The organism is Acinetobacter puyangensis (genome assembly GCF_900096995.1).
GTDB classification, from domain to species: Bacteria; Pseudomonadota; Gammaproteobacteria; order Pseudomonadales; family Moraxellaceae; genus Acinetobacter; species Acinetobacter puyangensis.
In genome coordinates, this window is record NZ_OANT01000021.1 from 1 (window position 1) to 18,257 (window position 18,257).

Annotated in this window: 16 protein-coding genes and 1 pseudogene; 12 read left to right on the forward strand and 5 right to left on the reverse strand. The window is 37.0% G+C overall.

All coding sequences use genetic code 11. The features are described 5' to 3' along the window. Positions 1 to 399: 399 nt before the first annotated feature. Positions 400 to 519: pseudogene (locus CRO21_RS17490) on the forward strand (IS3 family transposase); the annotation flags it as partial. 82 nt (positions 520 to 601) lie between these two features. After that, positions 602 to 988 (forward strand): cupin domain-containing protein, encoded by a 387-nt coding sequence (locus CRO21_RS17105; RefSeq protein ID WP_171294086.1) that lies wholly within the window; start codon positions 602 to 604, stop codon positions 986 to 988. Positions 989 to 1,493: 505 nt separating this feature from the next. On the opposite strand, the gene CRO21_RS17110 is transcribed toward CRO21_RS17105, so the two are convergent. Continuing rightward, positions 1,494 to 2,294 (reverse strand): MipA/OmpV family protein, encoded by an 801-nt coding sequence (locus CRO21_RS17110; RefSeq protein WP_228150491.1) that lies wholly within the window; start codon positions 2,292 to 2,294, stop codon positions 1,494 to 1,496. Between the two features lie 36 nt (positions 2,295 to 2,330). Further along, positions 2,331 to 3,005, reverse strand: coding sequence for a TetR/AcrR family transcriptional regulator (locus tag CRO21_RS17115; RefSeq protein ID WP_087621259.1), 675 nt, complete (start codon positions 3,003 to 3,005; stop codon positions 2,331 to 2,333). Between the two features lie 280 nt (positions 3,006 to 3,285). On the opposite strand from CRO21_RS17115, the gene CRO21_RS17120 reads away from it, so the two are divergent. The 4 genes from CRO21_RS17120 (at position 3,286) to CRO21_RS17135 (ending at position 6,361) form a co-directional block, all read left to right on the forward strand. Continuing rightward, positions 3,286 to 3,732, forward strand: a complete 447-nt coding sequence (locus tag CRO21_RS17120; RefSeq protein ID WP_097080513.1) for a hypothetical protein — start codon at positions 3,286 to 3,288, stop codon at positions 3,730 to 3,732. Between the two features lie 317 nt (positions 3,733 to 4,049). After that, complete coding sequence (locus tag CRO21_RS17125) at positions 4,050 to 4,247, forward strand: tautomerase family protein (RefSeq protein WP_087621257.1); 198 nt, start codon at positions 4,050 to 4,052, stop codon at positions 4,245 to 4,247. A gap of 165 nt (positions 4,248 to 4,412) precedes the next feature. Continuing rightward, complete coding sequence (locus tag CRO21_RS17130) at positions 4,413 to 5,330, forward strand: alpha/beta fold hydrolase (protein WP_228150492.1); 918 nt, start codon at positions 4,413 to 4,415, stop codon at positions 5,328 to 5,330. A 107-nt stretch (positions 5,331 to 5,437) separates the two neighbouring features. Then, a complete protein-coding gene (locus CRO21_RS17135; protein WP_097080515.1) occupies positions 5,438 to 6,361 on the forward strand; it encodes a LysR family transcriptional regulator in 924 nt (307 codons plus the stop codon). A gap of 225 nt (positions 6,362 to 6,586) precedes the next feature. Here the strand turns inward: CRO21_RS17135 and CRO21_RS17140 are convergent, their stop codons facing one another. After that, positions 6,587 to 7,846, reverse strand: a complete 1,260-nt coding sequence (locus tag CRO21_RS17140) for an OprD family outer membrane porin (RefSeq protein ID WP_097080524.1) — start codon at positions 7,844 to 7,846, stop codon at positions 6,587 to 6,589. Positions 7,847 to 8,212: 366 nt separating this feature from the next. On the opposite strand from CRO21_RS17140, the gene salA reads away from it, so the two are divergent. The 3 genes from salA (at position 8,213) to CRO21_RS17155 (ending at position 11,877) form a co-directional block, all read left to right on the forward strand. Continuing rightward, complete coding sequence (salA, locus tag CRO21_RS17145) at positions 8,213 to 9,490, forward strand: salicylate 1-monooxygenase (protein ID WP_097080516.1); 1,278 nt, start codon at positions 8,213 to 8,215, stop codon at positions 9,488 to 9,490. A gap of 49 nt (positions 9,491 to 9,539) precedes the next feature. Continuing rightward, complete coding sequence (locus tag CRO21_RS17150; protein ID WP_097080517.1) at positions 9,540 to 10,892, forward strand: MFS transporter; 1,353 nt, start codon at positions 9,540 to 9,542, stop codon at positions 10,890 to 10,892. A 91-nt stretch (positions 10,893 to 10,983) separates the two neighbouring features. Beyond that, the gene (locus tag CRO21_RS17155; RefSeq protein WP_097080518.1) at positions 10,984 to 11,877 is read left to right on the forward strand and encodes a LysR family transcriptional regulator; all 894 of its coding nucleotides are present in this window, start codon (positions 10,984 to 10,986) and stop codon (positions 11,875 to 11,877) included. A gap of 287 nt (positions 11,878 to 12,164) precedes the next feature. Here CRO21_RS17155 and CRO21_RS17160 read toward each other — a convergent pair whose 3' ends face one another. Beyond that, on the reverse strand, positions 12,165 to 13,061 hold the full coding sequence (locus CRO21_RS17160) for a LysR family transcriptional regulator (protein WP_097080519.1): 897 nt from the start codon (positions 13,059 to 13,061) through the stop codon (positions 12,165 to 12,167). A gap of 169 nt (positions 13,062 to 13,230) precedes the next feature. Here CRO21_RS17160 and CRO21_RS17165 point away from each other — a divergent pair, with 169 nt between their 5' ends. Both CRO21_RS17165 and CRO21_RS17170 read left to right on the forward strand, forming a co-directional pair. After that, on the forward strand, positions 13,231 to 14,679 hold the full coding sequence (locus tag CRO21_RS17165) for an aldehyde dehydrogenase family protein (RefSeq protein ID WP_097080520.1): 1,449 nt from the start codon (positions 13,231 to 13,233) through the stop codon (positions 14,677 to 14,679). Between the two features lie 66 nt (positions 14,680 to 14,745). After that, on the forward strand, positions 14,746 to 15,846 hold the full coding sequence (locus CRO21_RS17170; protein ID WP_097080521.1) for an NAD(P)-dependent alcohol dehydrogenase: 1,101 nt from the start codon (positions 14,746 to 14,748) through the stop codon (positions 15,844 to 15,846). 373 nt (positions 15,847 to 16,219) lie between these two features. On the opposite strand, the gene CRO21_RS17175 is transcribed toward CRO21_RS17170, so the two are convergent. Beyond that, entirely contained in the window at positions 16,220 to 17,419 is a 1,200-nt protein-coding gene (locus CRO21_RS17175) for an MFS transporter (RefSeq protein WP_097080522.1), read from the reverse strand. Positions 17,420 to 17,799: 380 nt separating this feature from the next. Here CRO21_RS17175 and CRO21_RS17180 point away from each other — a divergent pair, with 380 nt between their 5' ends. Then, positions 17,800 to 18,204: a cation efflux protein, CzcI-like gene (locus tag CRO21_RS17180; protein ID WP_097080523.1), complete on the forward strand. Its 405-nt coding sequence runs from the start codon at positions 17,800 to 17,802 to the stop codon at positions 18,202 to 18,204. The last annotated feature ends 53 nt before the right edge of the window (positions 18,205 to 18,257 follow it).

Sequence of the window (18,257 nt, forward strand, 5' to 3'; positions counted from 1 at the left end):
AAAACTGCTATCGAGTATATGCAGCCTTTTTTCTTCTGATTTTTTAGCCTGTAGTGTTGTCATCGATTATCACCATATAATTTATAAAGTAGACCGGTCGTCTATAATAGTATGCAAACAAACTTATCATGTCAATCACTTTAATTTACTCGATATACGATGGATTTTAATGATCGAAAAGTAGCAATGACTATTTTCTAAGCTTTAAGGTGTTTAGGTATTACAGTTATAAAAGACCTTAGGTAAAACATTAAGTTTTAATAATGACAATGGCTTTAACTGGCTACTTATTCACATTATGGACTGGTTTATAGCAACTAATTTCTTCATCTGCAAAATGGATTCGATATTTTGGGCGGTTTAACTCTGCTTTTCTTGATAGAAGGTTCCGATGACGAAATCCACCATATAGACTGGTTTAACAAAAAACGACTGCATAGTGCGATTGGATATGTGTCGCCATTTCAGTATGAATCGATGTATTATATTAAGATAAATCCGTTAGGTCAGGTAGTCTAAATTAAATAAACTGTCTCAGATAAAGTCAGCACGGTTGATTTTATAAATTCACCTAATACAGTTTAATCACTTGAGGAAAATGATGAAAAATTGGACATTCTTACACCTATTTGTTGATGAAATGGGAATATCTCATGTTAATCATCACGCAACTCACGAATTGAATGCAACACATTTTGCTCCTCCAGCACCACCTATGTTAGTGTCAGAAACAATAGACACTCAATCTTTTATTATTATTGAACTGCCTGTCGGTTGGCAAGGTGGTTGGCACCCGAGCCCTAACAATCAATGGGTTATCTGTCTTTCTGGTAAAATGGGTTATCAAGCTGAAGATGGAACAGAATTTTTCTTAGATGCAGGTTCTTGCATTTTAACAACAGATACAAATGGGAATGGACACAATAGCTGGAATGCAGGGTCAACACCTATACAACTTGCAGTTATTCAACTCCCAGCCCCAGATTAAAACTATTATCTAGCATTGGTTATTGCTGACCATGGGTTTAATGGAAATTATAATTACAACAGTTTACGCTAAAGATAAAACAGTTGTATTGCGTCTAAAACTGAGTTGGGATGTTGAAGAGGATTTATAACAAGGAAAATTAGTAGAATGTTTAAACAAATACAGTGATATTTCTTTAAATTTATATTTAGTATTTGATGAATCTTATTTTTTTACCAAGACATAAAATTTTTTTATATTTTTTAGTTGGTTACTTGTCTGGAAAAAGAATAACTAAGCTTATATCCATCGAGAATTGGGTTTATCGGCAGATTGACCAAGAAATGTGATCGAAACTATATGTTGTCATCATTCTAAATAAACTGTCGCCGATAAACCTGGTACGGTTCAGACTTATTTCAACCTATCATTAAGAATTTTATTGATCACTTTATTTTCAATAAAGATCATCTTCTGCCTCAAAGAGTTTCTAAATGATAGTGCGTAAGTCCTTTATACTAAAAAATTAGAAACGATATAAATATCCCAGACCAATAACATATTGGCTAGTGCCATCATCTACAATTGGGCTATCTGTGATTGATTTGTCAAATAGCGTTGCGCCTGCATCGAGAAAAACACTGTGATGTGGCGAAATAACATAATCCATCCGCATCCCAACTTCTACACTACTTCCACTATCGCCTTTGTAGGCTGCACGATTTGCAGTTACTTCCGTTGATTTTACACCGTAGTAATAATCAACATATTTTTTGTCAAAGAATTCAACGCCTAATCGAGGTGTCAAACCAAACTGACCCATGGCAAAACGACGATCCACCAAAACTTTAGCACGAGACCCTTTACTATTACCCGATGCGTCTGATAATAATTCCGCTGATACATTGGCAATATCAGTTTTCCATTCAAGTGCACCACCCAACCATATACTCGATTTACGTTCGTCCATACCCATCAAATATGGAGAATCCTTGCTCTCATAGCCATCTCCTGAGTAGCGCGCCCGTGCTCGAAGAGAAAGAGACTCGTTTGTATAGAGTTTGACATCCAGTTTTGGTACAGAGACATTGATCCATTTGTTGTCATAATTTACTACTGGAAAAAACACATTATCGGTATCCATATCCTGATATACTTTTTGTACAACAACGCCACCCACACCTAAAGCTAATGTGGATTTTTTATCAGGATTTGAGCTTTCACTGGCAGAGTACGCATTGGACGTGCCAAAAATGAAAAGGCTACAGATCATGATTGCCCGTATTGGGAGATTTGCAATCATGGTATCTTGATTTACTTGATTCATATATTACCTCGGTAAAATGATTTACGATAATTAAAACTATTGAGCTTTATATGCTCTTAAAAACACATCTACTGCCCGATCAACAATGCCCTCTATTTCCTCATCATTTAAATCAGGTTTAATATTCAATAAACCTAGTTCCAGTACTTCCGATTCCAACAAACCTCGAAAATGTAAAGCCATAATTGAGGGATTCGCCCTGCGAAAATGACCTGCCTCAATTGCACTGGCATAATATTGCTCTACAAGTTTTAACGCCTTTACAGGACCCTGTTCGTAAAACATTTTTCCGATTTCAGGATTTGCCGATGCAGCAATCACCATTCTTGTTGCAGCAAAACGATTCGGTGTATGAAAAAATTTAAGAACATATTTCCCAAATTTTCTCAGCGTGATTTCAACATCCTGATCTGGATCTAATATAAACGTTGCATCAATGACTTCTTTGGGTAAATCGTTGGTGACGCTTACACCGATACTTTTATAAAGGAAAGTCATCACCTGATTTTCACGTTCAGCTGCTATTTTTGAAATGAGCTCAGAATACAGGGCATCTTTGGATTCAAAATAGCGATATAAGGTTGCTTTTGAGCTACCGGCTTTTGCGGCAATTTCATCCATTGATGCACCACCAAAACTTAATTCCTGAAAAACCTCCTTTGCCACCTTAAGGAAAAGGTCACGTTTAACATCACTTTTTTGTCGAGCCATCATACTTACCAATATTAAATATAATCCATAAATATCAAAACACTAATGCTTTTTTATCGATAATAATCTATCTGCATTCAGGTTTATTTTTTGGATTGATTTGTGTTAAAACAAAACTAAACGGTATCGTTTTAATTGTCAATATTTTTTACTAAAATTTTTTGCTGTCGGGTGAGTTAAGGGTAGGGGAGAATAAATAGTATGGCTCAAGTGGAGTAAAGATCTTCTGAGGATCCGTAACAGTGTTAATATTTATTGAGTAAAGAAAAGAGTTAAATTAATGAGATACTCAAAAGTAAATATAATAAAAGCCCTACTACTTGCGCCTTTACCATTACTGTTTCTTACAGCATTACTCTTTATCGTTGTAAATCGTGAATACAGCTTATATTCGATTTTCGTGGTTTTTGTAGGGCATGGTCTTGTTTACTTGGCTTATTGTATTTTGACTGTACCTTTCAGTTTTATATTCTCAATTCTTTTAAATCGTTATGGTATTCTTAACTTGCTAAGCATCTGTATCAGCTCACTAGTTATTGCTACACCATTTTTTGTGCTTTTTGGATGGAGCCATACAGGCGAAATTTCGAGAGAATGGTGGAAGATGTACACCAATACATGGACTATTCTTATGGCTTTATTTCCTGGCTTATGTTATTGGCTATTTCTGATTAATCTAAAAGATAAAAAATCAAAAACTATTGATCGAACGATGGGCAGTCTTTAATTTTATTTTCATGAAATGAAATAGGTCTGATAACAGTTTTTTATTTTACAAATGATTCCACCATTGAAACTAACTTGCCTGAGAATTTACTTCAATTTTTGATGTTAATCAAATTATTAAAAAAAATGCAGGACTTTTTTAGATTTGGACGGGTCTAGCACATTTAAATCCTGCATAAATCTTTTTTAATGGTTACCTTCAGTCCTCATTTTTGGGATTGTAGATTTTTTTTCTACAATCTGATGCCTTTGACTGCATTTATTCATGCTCCACAATTCATTACACTGAGTTTCAACTTACTTAGAAGGTGAAAGATTATGCCAGTTGTAAATATCCAAATGTTTGATGGTCGCGATGAAGCAAAATCTGCGATTGCCAAGGAAGTGACTGATTCGATTGCCAAACATGCCAATATTGATCCAAAGTATATTTATGTGATTTTTAATGATGTTTCGGTAGATAATTGGGCAATATCCGGAGAATTATTCTCTGATACCCTGAAGAAACAAGGTTAACATTGCGAAGAGTAGGTGCAAAGCTCATCTACTTTTTTACTCATGATATTACCCTGTGAATGATTGGATAGTGGTGGAATGATGAATAAAGTGCATGTACTTTTATTGAGTATGGTTTTGGCAAGCACTAGCTCGGCTATTTTTGCCAGAAATGCTGTTGATGTATTGGCACAAGATTATGCATTTCCAAATAAGATAAATGGTTTTCCTGAGAAATTATCCGATTTTAAAGGATTAGAAATTAAAAAATTCAAGACCAGTGATCAGGTGAATATAGCCTATTGGGAAGCAGGAAAAGGTATGCCACTTGTTTTTATACCGGGATGGTCTGCAAATGGCGCAGAATTTATTAATATTATCTATTTATTGAGTAAACATTATCATGTGTATGTGATAGATCCTAGAAATCAGGGATTATCTGACCAAGTTGATTATGGCTCAAGAATCTCTAGACTGAGTATGGATTTGAAAGAATTTCTGGATCATAACAAACTGGAAAAAGCAAATCTGATTGGCTGGTCTATGGGCGCATCAATCATTTGGGGGTATATTGATCTTTTCGGCACGGACAAGATCAATAAATTAGCATTTATTGATGAACCTGTGTCTATATATGCTCATGCAGATTGGACTGAGGAGCGACGTTTAAATCTCGGTGCAATGACAACATCGCCAGAGCGCATGATTGCTGCGTTTACCAAAAATGAACCAACCAATCAACTCGTCGTGGATATGAATGTATTTGTTCGATACCAAGTCAATGATTCTCTCTATTTCCAGAATTCTGAAAAATTTGCACAAACAGTCATTCAGAATTCACCAGAGGAAATGTCGCCAGTATTATTTGATCATGCAACCAATAACTGGGAAGATGTGATTAAATATAAAATAAATGTACCAACGGCTATTTTTACTGGTATATATAGTAATAATGTGCAGAGTCAAAAATGGATGAATTCAATGATTAAGCATTCAAAATTATTTATATATGATGATGAGCATGCGGATCATTTCCTCGCATTTAAGGATCCAATAAAATTTTCTAAAGACCTCAGTAATTTTATCGAAGCAAAAGAAGATTAAAATTGAGGAGAGATTGTTAGTTAAAATAAAGATTTAGTTTAGGCTAGCAATCCGCTCCATACGGAAATTTTTAACACGCTAAATTTTTATTGAGGCGCAAATCAAAAATGGTGTCTTCTACTATTCCATTAGATTCTTTCCGAAGCTTGATTTATTTTGTTGCCGTGGCTGAAGTCAATAGTTTTACGAAAGCTGCAGAAGACCTTGGGATATCCAAATCAGCTGTTGGAAAAAGTATCAGTCGATTGGAACAGCATTTAGGCGTACAACTTTTTCATCGAAGCACTCGAAAAATGTCATTAACCACTGAAGGGGAGCAATATTTAAAAAGTTGTCTTGATGCATTACATACCTTGGAGTCTGCACAAAATACTTTACGTGCCAATCTAAAAGATCCATCTGGTATTGTAAGGATTGATATGCCTTCTGCATTTGGACGAAAGGTGATGGTTCCCATACTAATGGAAATGTCTGATGAATATCCTCAACTAAATTTTATTATTACCTTCAACGATAAAGTCATTGATCCTCAGGATTTTGGTTTTGATTTGGCGATCAGATTTGGTGAAGTCAAAGACAGTTTAGACATCGTTGCAAAATATTTAAATGATCAGCAACTGGTATTATGTGCATCAACCGAATATTTAGAAAAAAACGGCATTCCTGAAACAATGGATGACTTGCATCAGCATCAATGTTTGGTCGCTTGGCGTGGTGCAAAACCCTTAGGATGGCTACTCAAAAATGAAACTTTAGATGATGTTCGATTTTATCCAAAACCATTTCATCAGATTAGTGATGGTGATGCCATGGTCGAAGCTTGTTTACTTGGTGCTGGAATTATGCAATTTCCATATTCACTGGTAAAAGAACATATTGCGAATAAAAAACTACAATTAATTTTAACAGCACTGAATCCCGAACCAACCCGATTGAGCCTTATATGGCCACGCACTTCTGTTTTATTGCCGGGCCTGCGTCATGTCATCAATAGGCTAATGGATTTATCTGATCAACACGCATTTAAATAGTTGATCTGCTTTTGATAACTTTGAGTCGTGGGATTGATAAAGTGATTACAGGTATGATGAATACCTTTGGTTAAAATAGAAAAATGGATTTAGATGACTTTCTTAATTATCATTAGGAAAATCATTTTCTTATATTGACTGTACTATCACGAGCAAGAGAATAACTTGAATATCATGTTGAATAATATTTTCGTGATAGTACTTTATTTCATTGGCAGATAGGAATTAAAATTTCTTTGTATAATTTACAAATAAACGGTCTTCACCAAAATCATTGCCATGCTTTACTTTGTAATCAATACGAATATATTGCAAAGCAAGCCCTTTTAAATAGGGTTGTTGAAATGCATAGTTAATGATTAGGTTAGACTCGCTTTCTTTGTTTTTTTCTCCACTAGCTGTTTTAAAACTATTGCCATAAACATATTTCACTATTGCATTTAAACCGGATATATAGTCTTTAAAATCATATCCATAAATAAAATGGTAGGATTTTTCATCTTCTTTAAAGAAGCCGGTCGTATTCCAGTTAATAAAATAAGTCTCTGGCAAAAAACCATCGGGTAAGGGATAAGCTGACTCACCAATAATTTGTTGGTAACCTAAACCGAAAGTATGATTTTTTACTTTTAGGATTTCCAGCAAACCAATATTTTGAGCATTGATATCAAAGGTATTGCTGTCATCTTTGGCATTGAAATATTTAAATTTAGAGCTAAGTACAAACGTGGGCTGTTTCCATGCATGTTCCAGCCCGACATAATGTTTGTTGTATAAATTCTCTAAGTTGCCAAAGTAATACTCACCTTTAAGTGATGAACTAAGTTGGTAGCGTAAATCAATATAATTTAAGCCATCGGAGTATTGGGTTACTCTATTGGAGGTAAAAGAAAATTTATAAAAATCTTCTTGGTTTCGTGGAGAAACTTTTTCTATTCGACCAATTTCAGCATAGAGTTGATCTGTAAGCTGTGACTTTAAATTGGTTCCCCAATATGACGTGAGTAACTGACGACTAGCATCAACTGCGGTGACGGGTAAATCTAGCCACAGTTCCCCGATACTGAGCAAGGTTTTATCATAGCCAAGTTTTAATGTTGCACCGTATTTTAAAAAGTCAGAGGCTTGAGATTGTGTTTGAGAATCAAATGGTAAAACGGTATCGGCAACATGTTTATCAGAGCTTAAACGTACCGCATATTGTACCGAAGCATCCACTCCGATGGTCATTGGTTTATCGAAAATTTGTAGCGGAGTATCATGCATTTTTGAGGTATGAAATAAAGATGCAGCTTGTGACCAACTTCCCGTATCTTTGAGGTTTGAATAATCATAATCACGATTGATATAGGCATTTTTTAAGGTGAATTTCCATTCATCTTCGATGGGTGCTATAGAATTTGCGGCAAATAGTGTGGTACTGATGGCGCTACCCAGCACGAATAGTATGGGAAAAGCGAAATATTGTACTTTAAAATGTGGCATAAAATGATCTTCCATCGTCTTATTTATCCTTTACTTCCAATTTGTGAAGGACTGTTTTATTAAATTATTTTCTTTATCGGGTGGCGTCAAAGACTTGATGGGTATATTTTTATATTTTAAAGGTATGATAACGACAAAAAAAGACAACTATTTTTTAAATAAGTGATATCTTTGTAGAAAATATTTCTTGAATATTAAATAATGAGAATGTTATTTAATTTCTCTTGTTGTAAGCTTTATTTTAATTGGAATTCGGGTTATTTAATTTTTGAATAACTTAATGGAAAAAATATTAATTGGACTTTAATAAATAATTTCTAAAAAATGAATATGTGAAAATAACAGTGATGTTTAAGGATAAAACACATGAATACACGTATTCGGATTGCCGTGGTTGGTGGTGGTATTGCTGGTCTTGCTTTTGCGAGTAATTTAAGTAAGCATGCCCATTTAGATATACAAATGTTTGAAGCTGCTGCTCAGTTTTCGGAAATTGGAGCAGGTATTTCTTTTGGTGCAAATGCAGTTAAAGCGATTGAGTTGTTGGGTTTGGCAAAAGAATATCATGCCATTGCAGATACGGTTGCTGCGCCTTTTCAGGATGTCTGGTTTCAATGGCGTAATGGCTATACTGACGAATATTTATCTGCCTCGATTGCTGAGGGTGTAGGTCAGTCTTCGGTACACCGTGCGGATTTCTTGGATGCGATTATTCCTCACATGCCAGCACAAAATGTACATTTTTCAAAAAGGTTGGAATCTATTGAAGAGCGGGACGATCATATCATTTTGCATTTTAGTGATGGAAGTAATCATGAATGTGATTATCTGATTGGTGCCGATGGTATTCGTTCAGTTGTTCGCCAATATGTATTAAAGACTCATGGTTTGCCTGAAGTAAAACCAGTTTTCTCAGGTACATGGGCATATCGTGGAATCATTTCGTATCATTCATTTAAAGATGCCTTGCAGAAAATGCAGGGTGATACTGATTTGGCTGATATCCCGCAGATGCTGCTTGGAAAAGACAAACATATTTTGACTTTTCCGATCAGAAAAGGCGAACAGATTAATATTGTTGCTTTTTGCTCAAATCGAGAAGATACCGTACTACCGCCAGATACCCCATGGACACGGCCTGTTGATAAAGCACAAATGTTGGCTGATTTCTCTGATTGGAGCGAAAGTTGCCAAAAGTTACTGGATTTGATTGAACATCCAACCATTTGGGCTTTACATGAGATTGAAGAGCTTTCGACTTATCAAAGTGTATCAGGACGTGTCATTCTCATGGGAGATGCGGCACATGCCATGTTACCTCATCAAGGGGCTGGAGCCGGGCAGGGTTTGGAAGATGCAGTAATTCTTGCAGGATTATTGGCTCAAAAAAACTTAAAGGTGGACCAATTGGGTGATGTATCTGAAATTTACCAAAATTCACGTTTAAAACGGGCTTGTCTTGTGCAAAAAACATCACGTGAGTCTGGTGAAATCTACGAGTGCTATTCATCACAATATCCATCTTTTGTACAAATCGGTGAGCATCTTGAACATCGTTTTGACTGGTTATGGCAGCATGATCTGCAACAAGATCTAGCCAATGCTCAACAACAATTACAACAACTTGGGACAGTGACTATTTAACAGTTAACAGGATTTTTGTTTTATTCACAATTTGCTAAGGAAAGCAATGATGGAAAAATTAAATGCGAATCAACTGATTGATGACGCAAGATTAACGCCATTACATTGGCGAGTGATTTTGTTGAGTGCGCTGATTATTATTTTCGATGGATATGACTTGGTAATTTACGGTGTTGCCTTACCACAACTGATGCAGCATTGGCAGCTGGATAGTATGACTGCGGGCTTACTCGGCAGTGTTGCATTATTTGGCATGATGTTTGGTGCTATGCTGTTTGGCAATCTCGTAGATAAATTAGAGCCTTATGGGTTTAGTCGTAAACGCCTGATTATGTTATGCGTTCTAATTTTTAGTGCTTTTACCGTATTATGTGGTTTTGCTAATAGTCCAAAAGAGTTTGCGATCTACCGCTTTGTTGCAGGGCTGGGCTTGGGCGGTGTGATGCCCAATGTGATTGCCTTAATGACAGAATATGCACCGAAAAAACTAAGATCCACCTTGGTTTCATTGATGTTTAGCGGTTATGCAATTGGTGGTATGGGATCAGCACTTTTGGGTATGTGGTTGGTTCCTCAATTTGGCTGGCAAATCATGTTTATTTTGGCAGGTATTCCGCTTATTTCATTACCATTTATTTGGAAATACTTGCCTGAGTCGATTGATTATCTGGTGCGTCAACAGAAATGGGAAGATGTTCACCGTGTGTTGCAACAACTGGCACCTGCACAAACGATAGATCGCCATACCGAAATTGTCTTGAATCATGAGAACCAACAGGCTGCCTCTCGTCCTTTGCTCGCTTTATTTAGTGAAAACCGTGCGTTAGTGACGATCTTTTTTTGGCTAAGTGTATTTATGGCATTACTGCTGGTATATGCATTAGGCAACTGGATTCCTAAACTTATGGTCGAAGCAGGCTATGATTTATCCACGAGTTTGGTGTTTCTACTGGCACTGAATTTGGGTGGTATGGCTGGTGCAATTGGAGGCGGTTATTTCGCTGATCGCTTTCAGTTGGGTAAGGTGATTTGTGTATTGTTTCTGGCCGGTGCAATATCACTTTACTTATTGAGCTATGCATTGCCGATGATAATTCTATATCTCTGTGTTGCCGTTGCAGGGGCTGCTTCTATTGGTGGACAAATTTTATTGCTTGCGTATATGGCGCAGTTTTATCCATCGCCGATCCGCAGCACTGGCATTGGTATGGCGTTGGGTGTTGGGCGGATCGGTGCAATACTTGGTCCGATTTTATGTGGCTGGATTTTAAGTCTGAACCTACCCATTGAATATAATTTTATTGCACTTGCAATTCCTTGTTTGCTTGCAACGTTGAGCGTGATAGCGATAAGTATCTGTATTCGATCTATGCGAATTGCACTGGATTCAAAGGTGACATAATGGAATAACCCTTTGTTATTCATATAAAACAGACTAGACTTTAAACAAAGAAAATGAAGTCTTTGTTTAGAGAATATAAAGGATCAGTACCATGGATTTAGGTTTGATTAAGGTTTTTGTTTGTATTTATGAGTCTCGTAATATTGGTAAAGCAGCTGATAAGTTAAATCTAAGCCAGCCATCGGTCACTTATAATTTGAATCGTTTACGTGATCAGCTCAATGATGTACTGTTTATTCGAAGACGTAGTGGTGTTGAGCCAACCAAAATGGCTCATGAGCTTTATCCTATATTTCATCAGGCTATTTTTAATATTGAGTCGGCAATTGCTGAAGTTCAGGCATTTCATCCAGAGACTTCTCATAAAACATTTCGAATTGGTTTATCTGATGTAGGTGAAATTTGTCTTTTACCAAGTTTAATTGCCTTTCTACAGCAGGCAGCTCCAAATATCAAAATTGAAATTGAAGAGATTGAATCTGCTAAAGTCGAACAATGGTTAATTGATGGCTTTCTGGATTTGGCGGTTTTTAATAGCAGTAAAACCATGATGTCAAAAATAGAAACGCGAACTGTATTTGAGGAGCGATATGTTTGTATTTCCAGAGCCAATCATCCGAGATTAAAAAAAGAACTAAGCCTAGAGCAATATCTACAGGAAGATCATATTGCGATTAAATCTTCGACTGGTCATATACAGGTTGAGCAGACACTCAAAACCATGAACTTAAAACGTCATATCCGTTTGGAAGTGCCACATTTTAGTGTATTGCAAGGTGTTTTACAGTGTTCCGATATGTTGGTGACACTACCATCACGCGCGGCTCAGAATTATTTGAAGCATAGCAATAATGTCCAAATGTTTGAGCTTCCATTTGCGATGGATTCCTTTAAGGTTAGTCTAAACTGGTTTAACCGCAGTGATGATATTGTCGCAAGAAAATGGTTAGCTCAATCTGTTTGGCAAATATTTCAGTGTCTTTAAAAAGATAGAATTGGATTTGAAAATTAAACTTAGGTTATAATCTAAACTCAATTTAAGTGACTGATTTTTAAAAATATTATAGAGTTGAGCAGGATTTAGGCTATTTTGAGATATTCAGGTAGATATCAAACTATAGATGCCATTATCTATAGTTTATTAGACTGTAATGGTCTAATGAAAGCAGACTGTGAGATAGAGATAAATTATCTAATTCCAGAGGATTTTCATATAGCCAAAACCTAATATGAATTTGAAGCAGATGACAAAAATCATCCAGGATTGTTTATTCATGGTTTGATTTTTTTCATTATAAAATCAATAAAATATCTAAATTTTGGTTGCGTATAATTATTCCTTAGATATACCATATATAAATTCTTATGCATTGGATTAAATTTGTCCAAACATTCAATGAGTGTTCCCGAGGCTAGATCCTCCCGAATATCCCAATTCAATTTATATGCTATACCCATTCCATCCAATGCCCATTTACGTATGATTTCACTGCTATTGCTGATTAAGTGAGGTGTAACTTTTATGACGATATTTTTGCCAGAATCCATAAATGGCCAGTCATTAAATGTATGTCGATTTCTAATTAAGCAAAGGCATTGATGATCAGTCAAATGATGCGGATTTTCTGGCTTTCCAAATTTTTGAAAATATTCAGGAGAAGCACAATAGATCTTTTGCCCCCTAATGATGAGAAGCGAAAAATAATCTGCTTCTAAGGGCACTTCAATTTGAAAGGAAAAATCAAGTTCTTGCTCCATTAAGTCTACTCTGGAATCGGACAACAATAATTCTATTTTTAGATAAGGATATTGTTCTGAAAACTCTGCAATCCAGCCTGCCAGGTGTTGTTTTCCAAATTGATTAAGTGAACCAATGCGTAATTTCCCGGTGAGAAAATCTTGTTCACTTTGTAAATTGTTTTCCATATTCTCAATCAGCAAAACAATTTGCTGAGTTTGTTCCAGAAAGTATTGACCTTTCTCAGTCAGTTTAAAACGTCGAGCATTGCGGTCAATCAGTTTCACCCCCAGTCGCTGCTCCAATTGTGACAAACGGCGACTCATAGACGGTAAAGAACTTTCCATTAATATTGCAGCACGCGTTAAAGAGCCAGCTTCTACAATTTTTAAAAAAAACTCTAAATCACTCACTTTATCATAAGCACTCATACTTTCACCTTATGAAACATAAGCTCTCATTTTAGCCTACTTCATCTTCATTAATATGATTATTATTATCTTAATTCAAAATATAGAGTGCTTAATTTTGAATTTTTAGATATTAAAATTTATCTATACATTACGGAATGGATTTGAGTGCCTTCAAGGAGAACTGCATATGTCACTAGTTCATATTACTGGTTTTATCAATGGCGAATTTTTGCCTATGTCCAACCAGCTTCAACCGGTATATGACCCGGGAAATACCACCAATCAAATTGGCACAATTAGTAATACTCCTCTACATGATGTGGAAAAGGCCGTCAAATCTGCTCATCAGGCTTTTTTAAAATGGAAAGATACATCAATTCAAGAAAGACAGGATTTTTTAAAAAAGGCTGCTGAGCTTATTTTTCAGCAAAAAGATCAGTTAAAAGAATTATTGGTGTCAGAGCATGGTGGTATGCTTTGGGAAGCAGAAACCGATTTTTATTTAGGTTCTGGTGTGATGAGTATGTATGCTCAGGCACCACATGATATTTTGATTCCTAAAGAAATAGTGGAAGACACGGGATGGATCCGCATCCATAAACGACCTAAAGGTGTTATCTCTGCAATTGTTCCTTGGAATATGCCGATTGTATTAACCATGATGAAACTAGGGCCACTATTATTGGCTGGTAATACAGTCGTATTAAAACCTTCTCCTTTTGCCGCATTGGCATTGACTCAGTTATTGGCCAAAATAGCGGAAGTTTTTCCAAAAGGTGTCATTAATGTTGTACATGGTGATGCAGATGTTGGTAACCTCATGACCAGCCATCCACTGGTTCGTAAAGTTGCATTTACTGGCGGAACTGCAACAGGTGCAGCCGTTATGGCAAGTGCAGCCCAATCGATCAAGGACGTCACGCTTGAATTGGGCGGAAATGATGCCGCAATAATCTTAGAAGATATTGATTTTAAATCTATTCTTCCTAAGTTATTAAAGGGTGTTTTTACCCGAAGTGGACAAATTTGCTTTGCAGTGAAGCGTATCTATGTACCGAGAGATAAGCTTGACCTTTATTTCGATCTTTTATGTGAGGAAGTGGATAAATACAAGATTGGGCATGGTTTAGATGCAGAAGCAAGTTTTGGTCCACTCAATAATAAAAAACAGTGGTCAATCGTGCAAAAATTTATTGAAAATGCAAAAGTATCTGATCAGTGTGAAGTTCGAGAGTTAGGACAAAAAATCAATCCAGAACAATGGGATCAAGGGTACTATATTTTACCGCATGCAGTTAAAACCATGGAAAATTCATTAGAGATTGTTCAACTTGAACAATTCGGACCGATTATTCCACTGATTGGCTATGAAACTGTAGAACAAGCGATTGAATATGCCAATGATAATGAGCAAGGTCTATGTTCATCCGTTTGGTCGGACAATATTGAACTTGCCTATGAAATTGCAAAAAAAATAGAGGCGGGTAGTACCTTCATTAATAGTCATAGTTTTGACTCCTTACAACTCGGTATGCCATTTGGCGGCGTTAAACAAAGTGGTATTGGACGGGAACTGGATATTAATGAAACATTGAAATCTTATCTGGAACCGCACTCAATTCGTTACATTAAATAAAATTTGAGTGAATTAATATATTATTTGGCTAAATGCTAAATGATAACGACGTTTAAGGAAAAATATATGAAAATCAAAGCTGCACTTGTGAAAGAAAAAAATCTTCCCTTGGTTATTGAAGACATCGAAATTGATGAACCGAAAGAAGATGAAGTACTGATAAGAATCGTCGCATCCGGTATCTGTCACACCGATGCGGAATCTATCAAAGGAAATGGCGCTCCGTTCCCAGCAGTATTAGGCCATGAAGGTGCTGGTATTGTTGAGAAAGTTGGTTCTACCGTTACCAATATAAGCATTGGAGACCATGTGGTTTTATCCTATTCTTATTGTAACGCTTGCTCTCAATGTCTAACTGGACATCACAATTTATGCGTTCGTACGGTTGAACTTAATTTTGGTGGGAAAATGCAGGACCATACTTATCGACTGCATAAAGATGGTCAAGCTTACTCAACTTTCTTTGGACAATCTTCTTTTGCCACCTATGCTGTAGCCAATAAACATAATGTTGTAAAAGTTGATAGAAATGTTGATTTAAAATTATTAGGGCCTTTAGGTTGTGGGATACAAACAGGTAGTGGGACTGTGATGAATAGCCTACATCCTGAGCCAGGAACTTCCATCGCAATCTATGGATCTGGTGCCGTAGGACTAAGTGCAGTAATGGCCGCAAATCTTTTAGGACTCAAAGATATTATCGTGGTAGATATCCATGAAAATCGTCTTGAATTGGCCAAAGAGTTAGGCGCTACGCATGCTTTAAATAGTAAAAATCTAAATGTAGTCGAGGAAATCAAAAAAATTACAGATGGCGGTGTTCATTATGCGATTGAGACAACAGGTGTTCCCGTGGTCATTAAAAATGCAATAGATGCCTTAAGAGTTGCAGGGAAAATCTCCATTGTTGGTATGGGCGGTGATGTTACTTTAAATTTCACCAATGACATTTTGATGGAAGGCAAAACGATTGTCGGCACCATACAAGGAGATTCTACGCCTCAAATACATATCCAGAAAATCATTCAATATTATAAGGAAGGGAAATTCCCTTTTGATAAACTGGTGAAATTCTATGACTTCAATGCAATTAATCAGGCATTTGAAGACTCGAAAACAGGTATCACAATTAAGCCAATTGTTGTCATAGACGAACAGTTTAGTTAGAAGGTTAACTAGACTTAAAACACAATTATTTTAATACCTGATGATCAGTACAGTATCTCATTTTTAGACATACTGTACTCAATCTATGCCAGCCAGAACCCGAGCTGATCGTTCCATATTTTGTAAAATGATTATTAGTTTAAATTTGGGCTAAATTCTTATCAGCCCAAATTTATTTACATTAATTAAGATCACTGTGAGATATTAAGACCACAACACATTTTCCTTGATGAGTTGTTTTAGTATTATAAAATTTCAACTACTCATGCGGACTTGTTTGTAAATATTTTAAGATGTAATACGGTTTTTTGCTGAAAGTAGCTCGGTTGACTTAGAAGCATAAAAAATTCATATGTTGCCTAATCCTATCTTGCTAGACATAGCGAGTACGACCTGCCAGTACAGCAAAGATAATTTGTATCAAGGCGGCGACTAATAAGACCGATAAAGGAACCTGCCAGTTGCCACTTATGTCATGTAACCAACCTGTCAAAAACGGACCGATAGATCCTAATCCGTATCCGACACATTGTGCCATCCCAGATAGTGCACCAGCTTCATGATGATCTCGTGTGCGTAATCCAAATAATGCCAGACAGGTGACCATTGACATACCCGCACCTATACCTGCGCACAGCAACCACCAAAGGGCAAGCGTTGGTGCCAGCAAAAGTCCCAGCATTCCAATTGCGATGGCAATGGAACATACAAAACCAAGAAAACGCTGATCGTTAAATCGCTTGATTGCTATTGAGGTCATCAAATTGGCGACAACAGCAATGGCCTGATAAGCAAAGAGATAAGTTCCCGCCTGAGTTGCCCCAATACCAGCTTCTTTGACGATGCTAGGAAACCAGTCAATTACTGAATAGAAAACCAGCGTATGTAAAGCCATGAATATCGAAACTTGCCAGGCAATTGCACTTCGCCAAATGTAGCTATGGGTTTTCCCAGTAGCGTTTGGAGACAGAATCTGTGATCGAGGTTGTATTATCTGTGGTAACCAGATCATCAGTGCCAGAAGGGCAAGGACAAACCAGATTCCCAAGGAAAAACGCCAGCCATATTCGGTCAAATCTGCCAAGGGAGCGGCGATACCACTGGCAATAGCCGCCATGAGTGCCATTGTTGCTGCATACAACCCAATGCATAGCGCTGTATGTTGGGGGAAATCACGTTTTACCAGCGGAACCACCAGAACGTTGGCAATAGCGATCCCAATACCAATACATGTGGTACCCAGCCATAGACCCGGAACACTACCATCGGAACGGAAGAAGCAGCCTATTGCAATGACAGCCAAAGCTGTGAAAAGGGCACGTTTGAGTCCAACACTGCGACTTAGCATGGGTGCAAGTGGAGATAGCACTGCAAAACATAGCAAAGGCAACGCATTAAGTAGACCGGACTGGGTGAGATTAAACCCGAAATCTTGTTGTAACAGTGACAGGACTGGACCCAGCGATGTAATCGGCGCCCGCAGATTGGCCGCGATCAGCAGAATGCCAACAAGGAGAAAAATAGAAGAAGCAGAAAATTTAGCGCTGGAGGCTGAAGAAGTAGATATCGTCATAACACCACATACAGAAATGGGGAGATTTTTCTCCCTGATCTGCGTTGGTTGACGTTAACGCTTACGCAAAGCGCTCGAATGTGCGCGATGTCTGCCACAAATATTAGCAAAGCACCTTAGATAATACAAGTCTTCAATGTTGGCGGAGAGTACACGATTGACTTTAATTACCGAAAAAAAACAGCAATGACTATTTTTCTAAGCTTTCCCTCCCTTGCTAGGCCATGGTCATAAGTAAATGGAGAGTCATAGTTGTGAGTGTTTGTTGGTAGCATCAGGATTAATATAAAGTATTGATGGATAGCGCCTACACTGCACTTTACAAACGCTATGAATGATATTATAACATTAGACTATTATAGTTTTGGCTGTAGCTTTATTTGAAACGAATTTCTGTTTTTATCACAATTTTAGCAAGTTTGTTAATGTTCCAAAGTTTATGGAATATTGCAGCGGCTTTTTGTGTGCACGAAAATACAGAACACATTGTACATACCCAGCATTTTGGACATCATCAAGTTTTGTCTTCTTGTCAGCAAGACCCTGAATACGCTTCAAAACAGGATAATCGTTCGGTGCATGCTCAAATTGATCTTGAAGATCATGCTGATCATTTGCCTTCTTTTGCCCATATTGTGATTTTAGAGCATCATTCTGAGCTGATGCGGGCAGAACAATTTAGCTTGGTACGAAAACAAAATTATCTATGGTCAAACCTTTATCAATCACCTGATTTAACAGGACAAAACCCACCTCCTTTATTGTCCCCGCTATTGGTGGGGTAGCCAAAAAAATCCCACCACTTTCTAATTTTTAAAAGGTGGGAATATAATGTTTA

What these genes read in the sequence shown, in the direction of transcription:
- CRO21_RS17150 (WP_097080517.1), top strand. Translation starts at nt 9,540, where the DNA reads ATGGAAAAATTAAATGCGAATCAACTGATTGATGACGCAAGATTAACG.
- CRO21_RS17120 (WP_097080513.1), top strand. Translation starts at nt 3,286, where the DNA reads ATGAGATACTCAAAAGTAAATATAATAAAAGCCCTACTACTTGCGCCT.
- CRO21_RS17155 (WP_097080518.1), top strand. Translation starts at nt 10,984, where the DNA reads ATGGATTTAGGTTTGATTAAGGTTTTTGTTTGTATTTATGAGTCTCGT.
- CRO21_RS17170 (WP_097080521.1), top strand. Translation starts at nt 14,746, where the DNA reads ATGAAAATCAAAGCTGCACTTGTGAAAGAAAAAAATCTTCCCTTGGTT.
- CRO21_RS17140 (WP_097080524.1), bottom strand. Translation starts at nt 7,846, where the DNA reads ATGCCACATTTTAAAGTACAATATTTCGCTTTTCCCATACTATTCGTG.
- salA (WP_097080516.1), top strand. Translation starts at nt 8,213, where the DNA reads ATGAATACACGTATTCGGATTGCCGTGGTTGGTGGTGGTATTGCTGGT.
- CRO21_RS17115 (WP_087621259.1), bottom strand. Translation starts at nt 3,005, where the DNA reads ATGGCTCGACAAAAAAGTGATGTTAAACGTGACCTTTTCCTTAAGGTG.
- CRO21_RS17105 (WP_171294086.1), top strand. Translation starts at nt 602, where the DNA reads ATGAAAAATTGGACATTCTTACACCTATTTGTTGATGAAATGGGAATA.
- CRO21_RS17125 (WP_087621257.1), top strand. Translation starts at nt 4,050, where the DNA reads ATGCCAGTTGTAAATATCCAAATGTTTGATGGTCGCGATGAAGCAAAA.
- CRO21_RS17110 (WP_228150491.1), bottom strand. Translation starts at nt 2,294, where the DNA reads ATGAATCAAGTAAATCAAGATACCATGATTGCAAATCTCCCAATACGG.
- CRO21_RS17175 (WP_097080522.1), bottom strand. Translation starts at nt 17,419, where the DNA reads ATGACGATATCTACTTCTTCAGCCTCCAGCGCTAAATTTTCTGCTTCT.
- CRO21_RS17160 (WP_097080519.1), bottom strand. Translation starts at nt 13,061, where the DNA reads ATGAGTGCTTATGATAAAGTGAGTGATTTAGAGTTTTTTTTAAAAATT.
- CRO21_RS17135 (WP_097080515.1), top strand. Translation starts at nt 5,438, where the DNA reads ATGGTGTCTTCTACTATTCCATTAGATTCTTTCCGAAGCTTGATTTAT.
- CRO21_RS17165 (WP_097080520.1), top strand. Translation starts at nt 13,231, where the DNA reads ATGTCACTAGTTCATATTACTGGTTTTATCAATGGCGAATTTTTGCCT.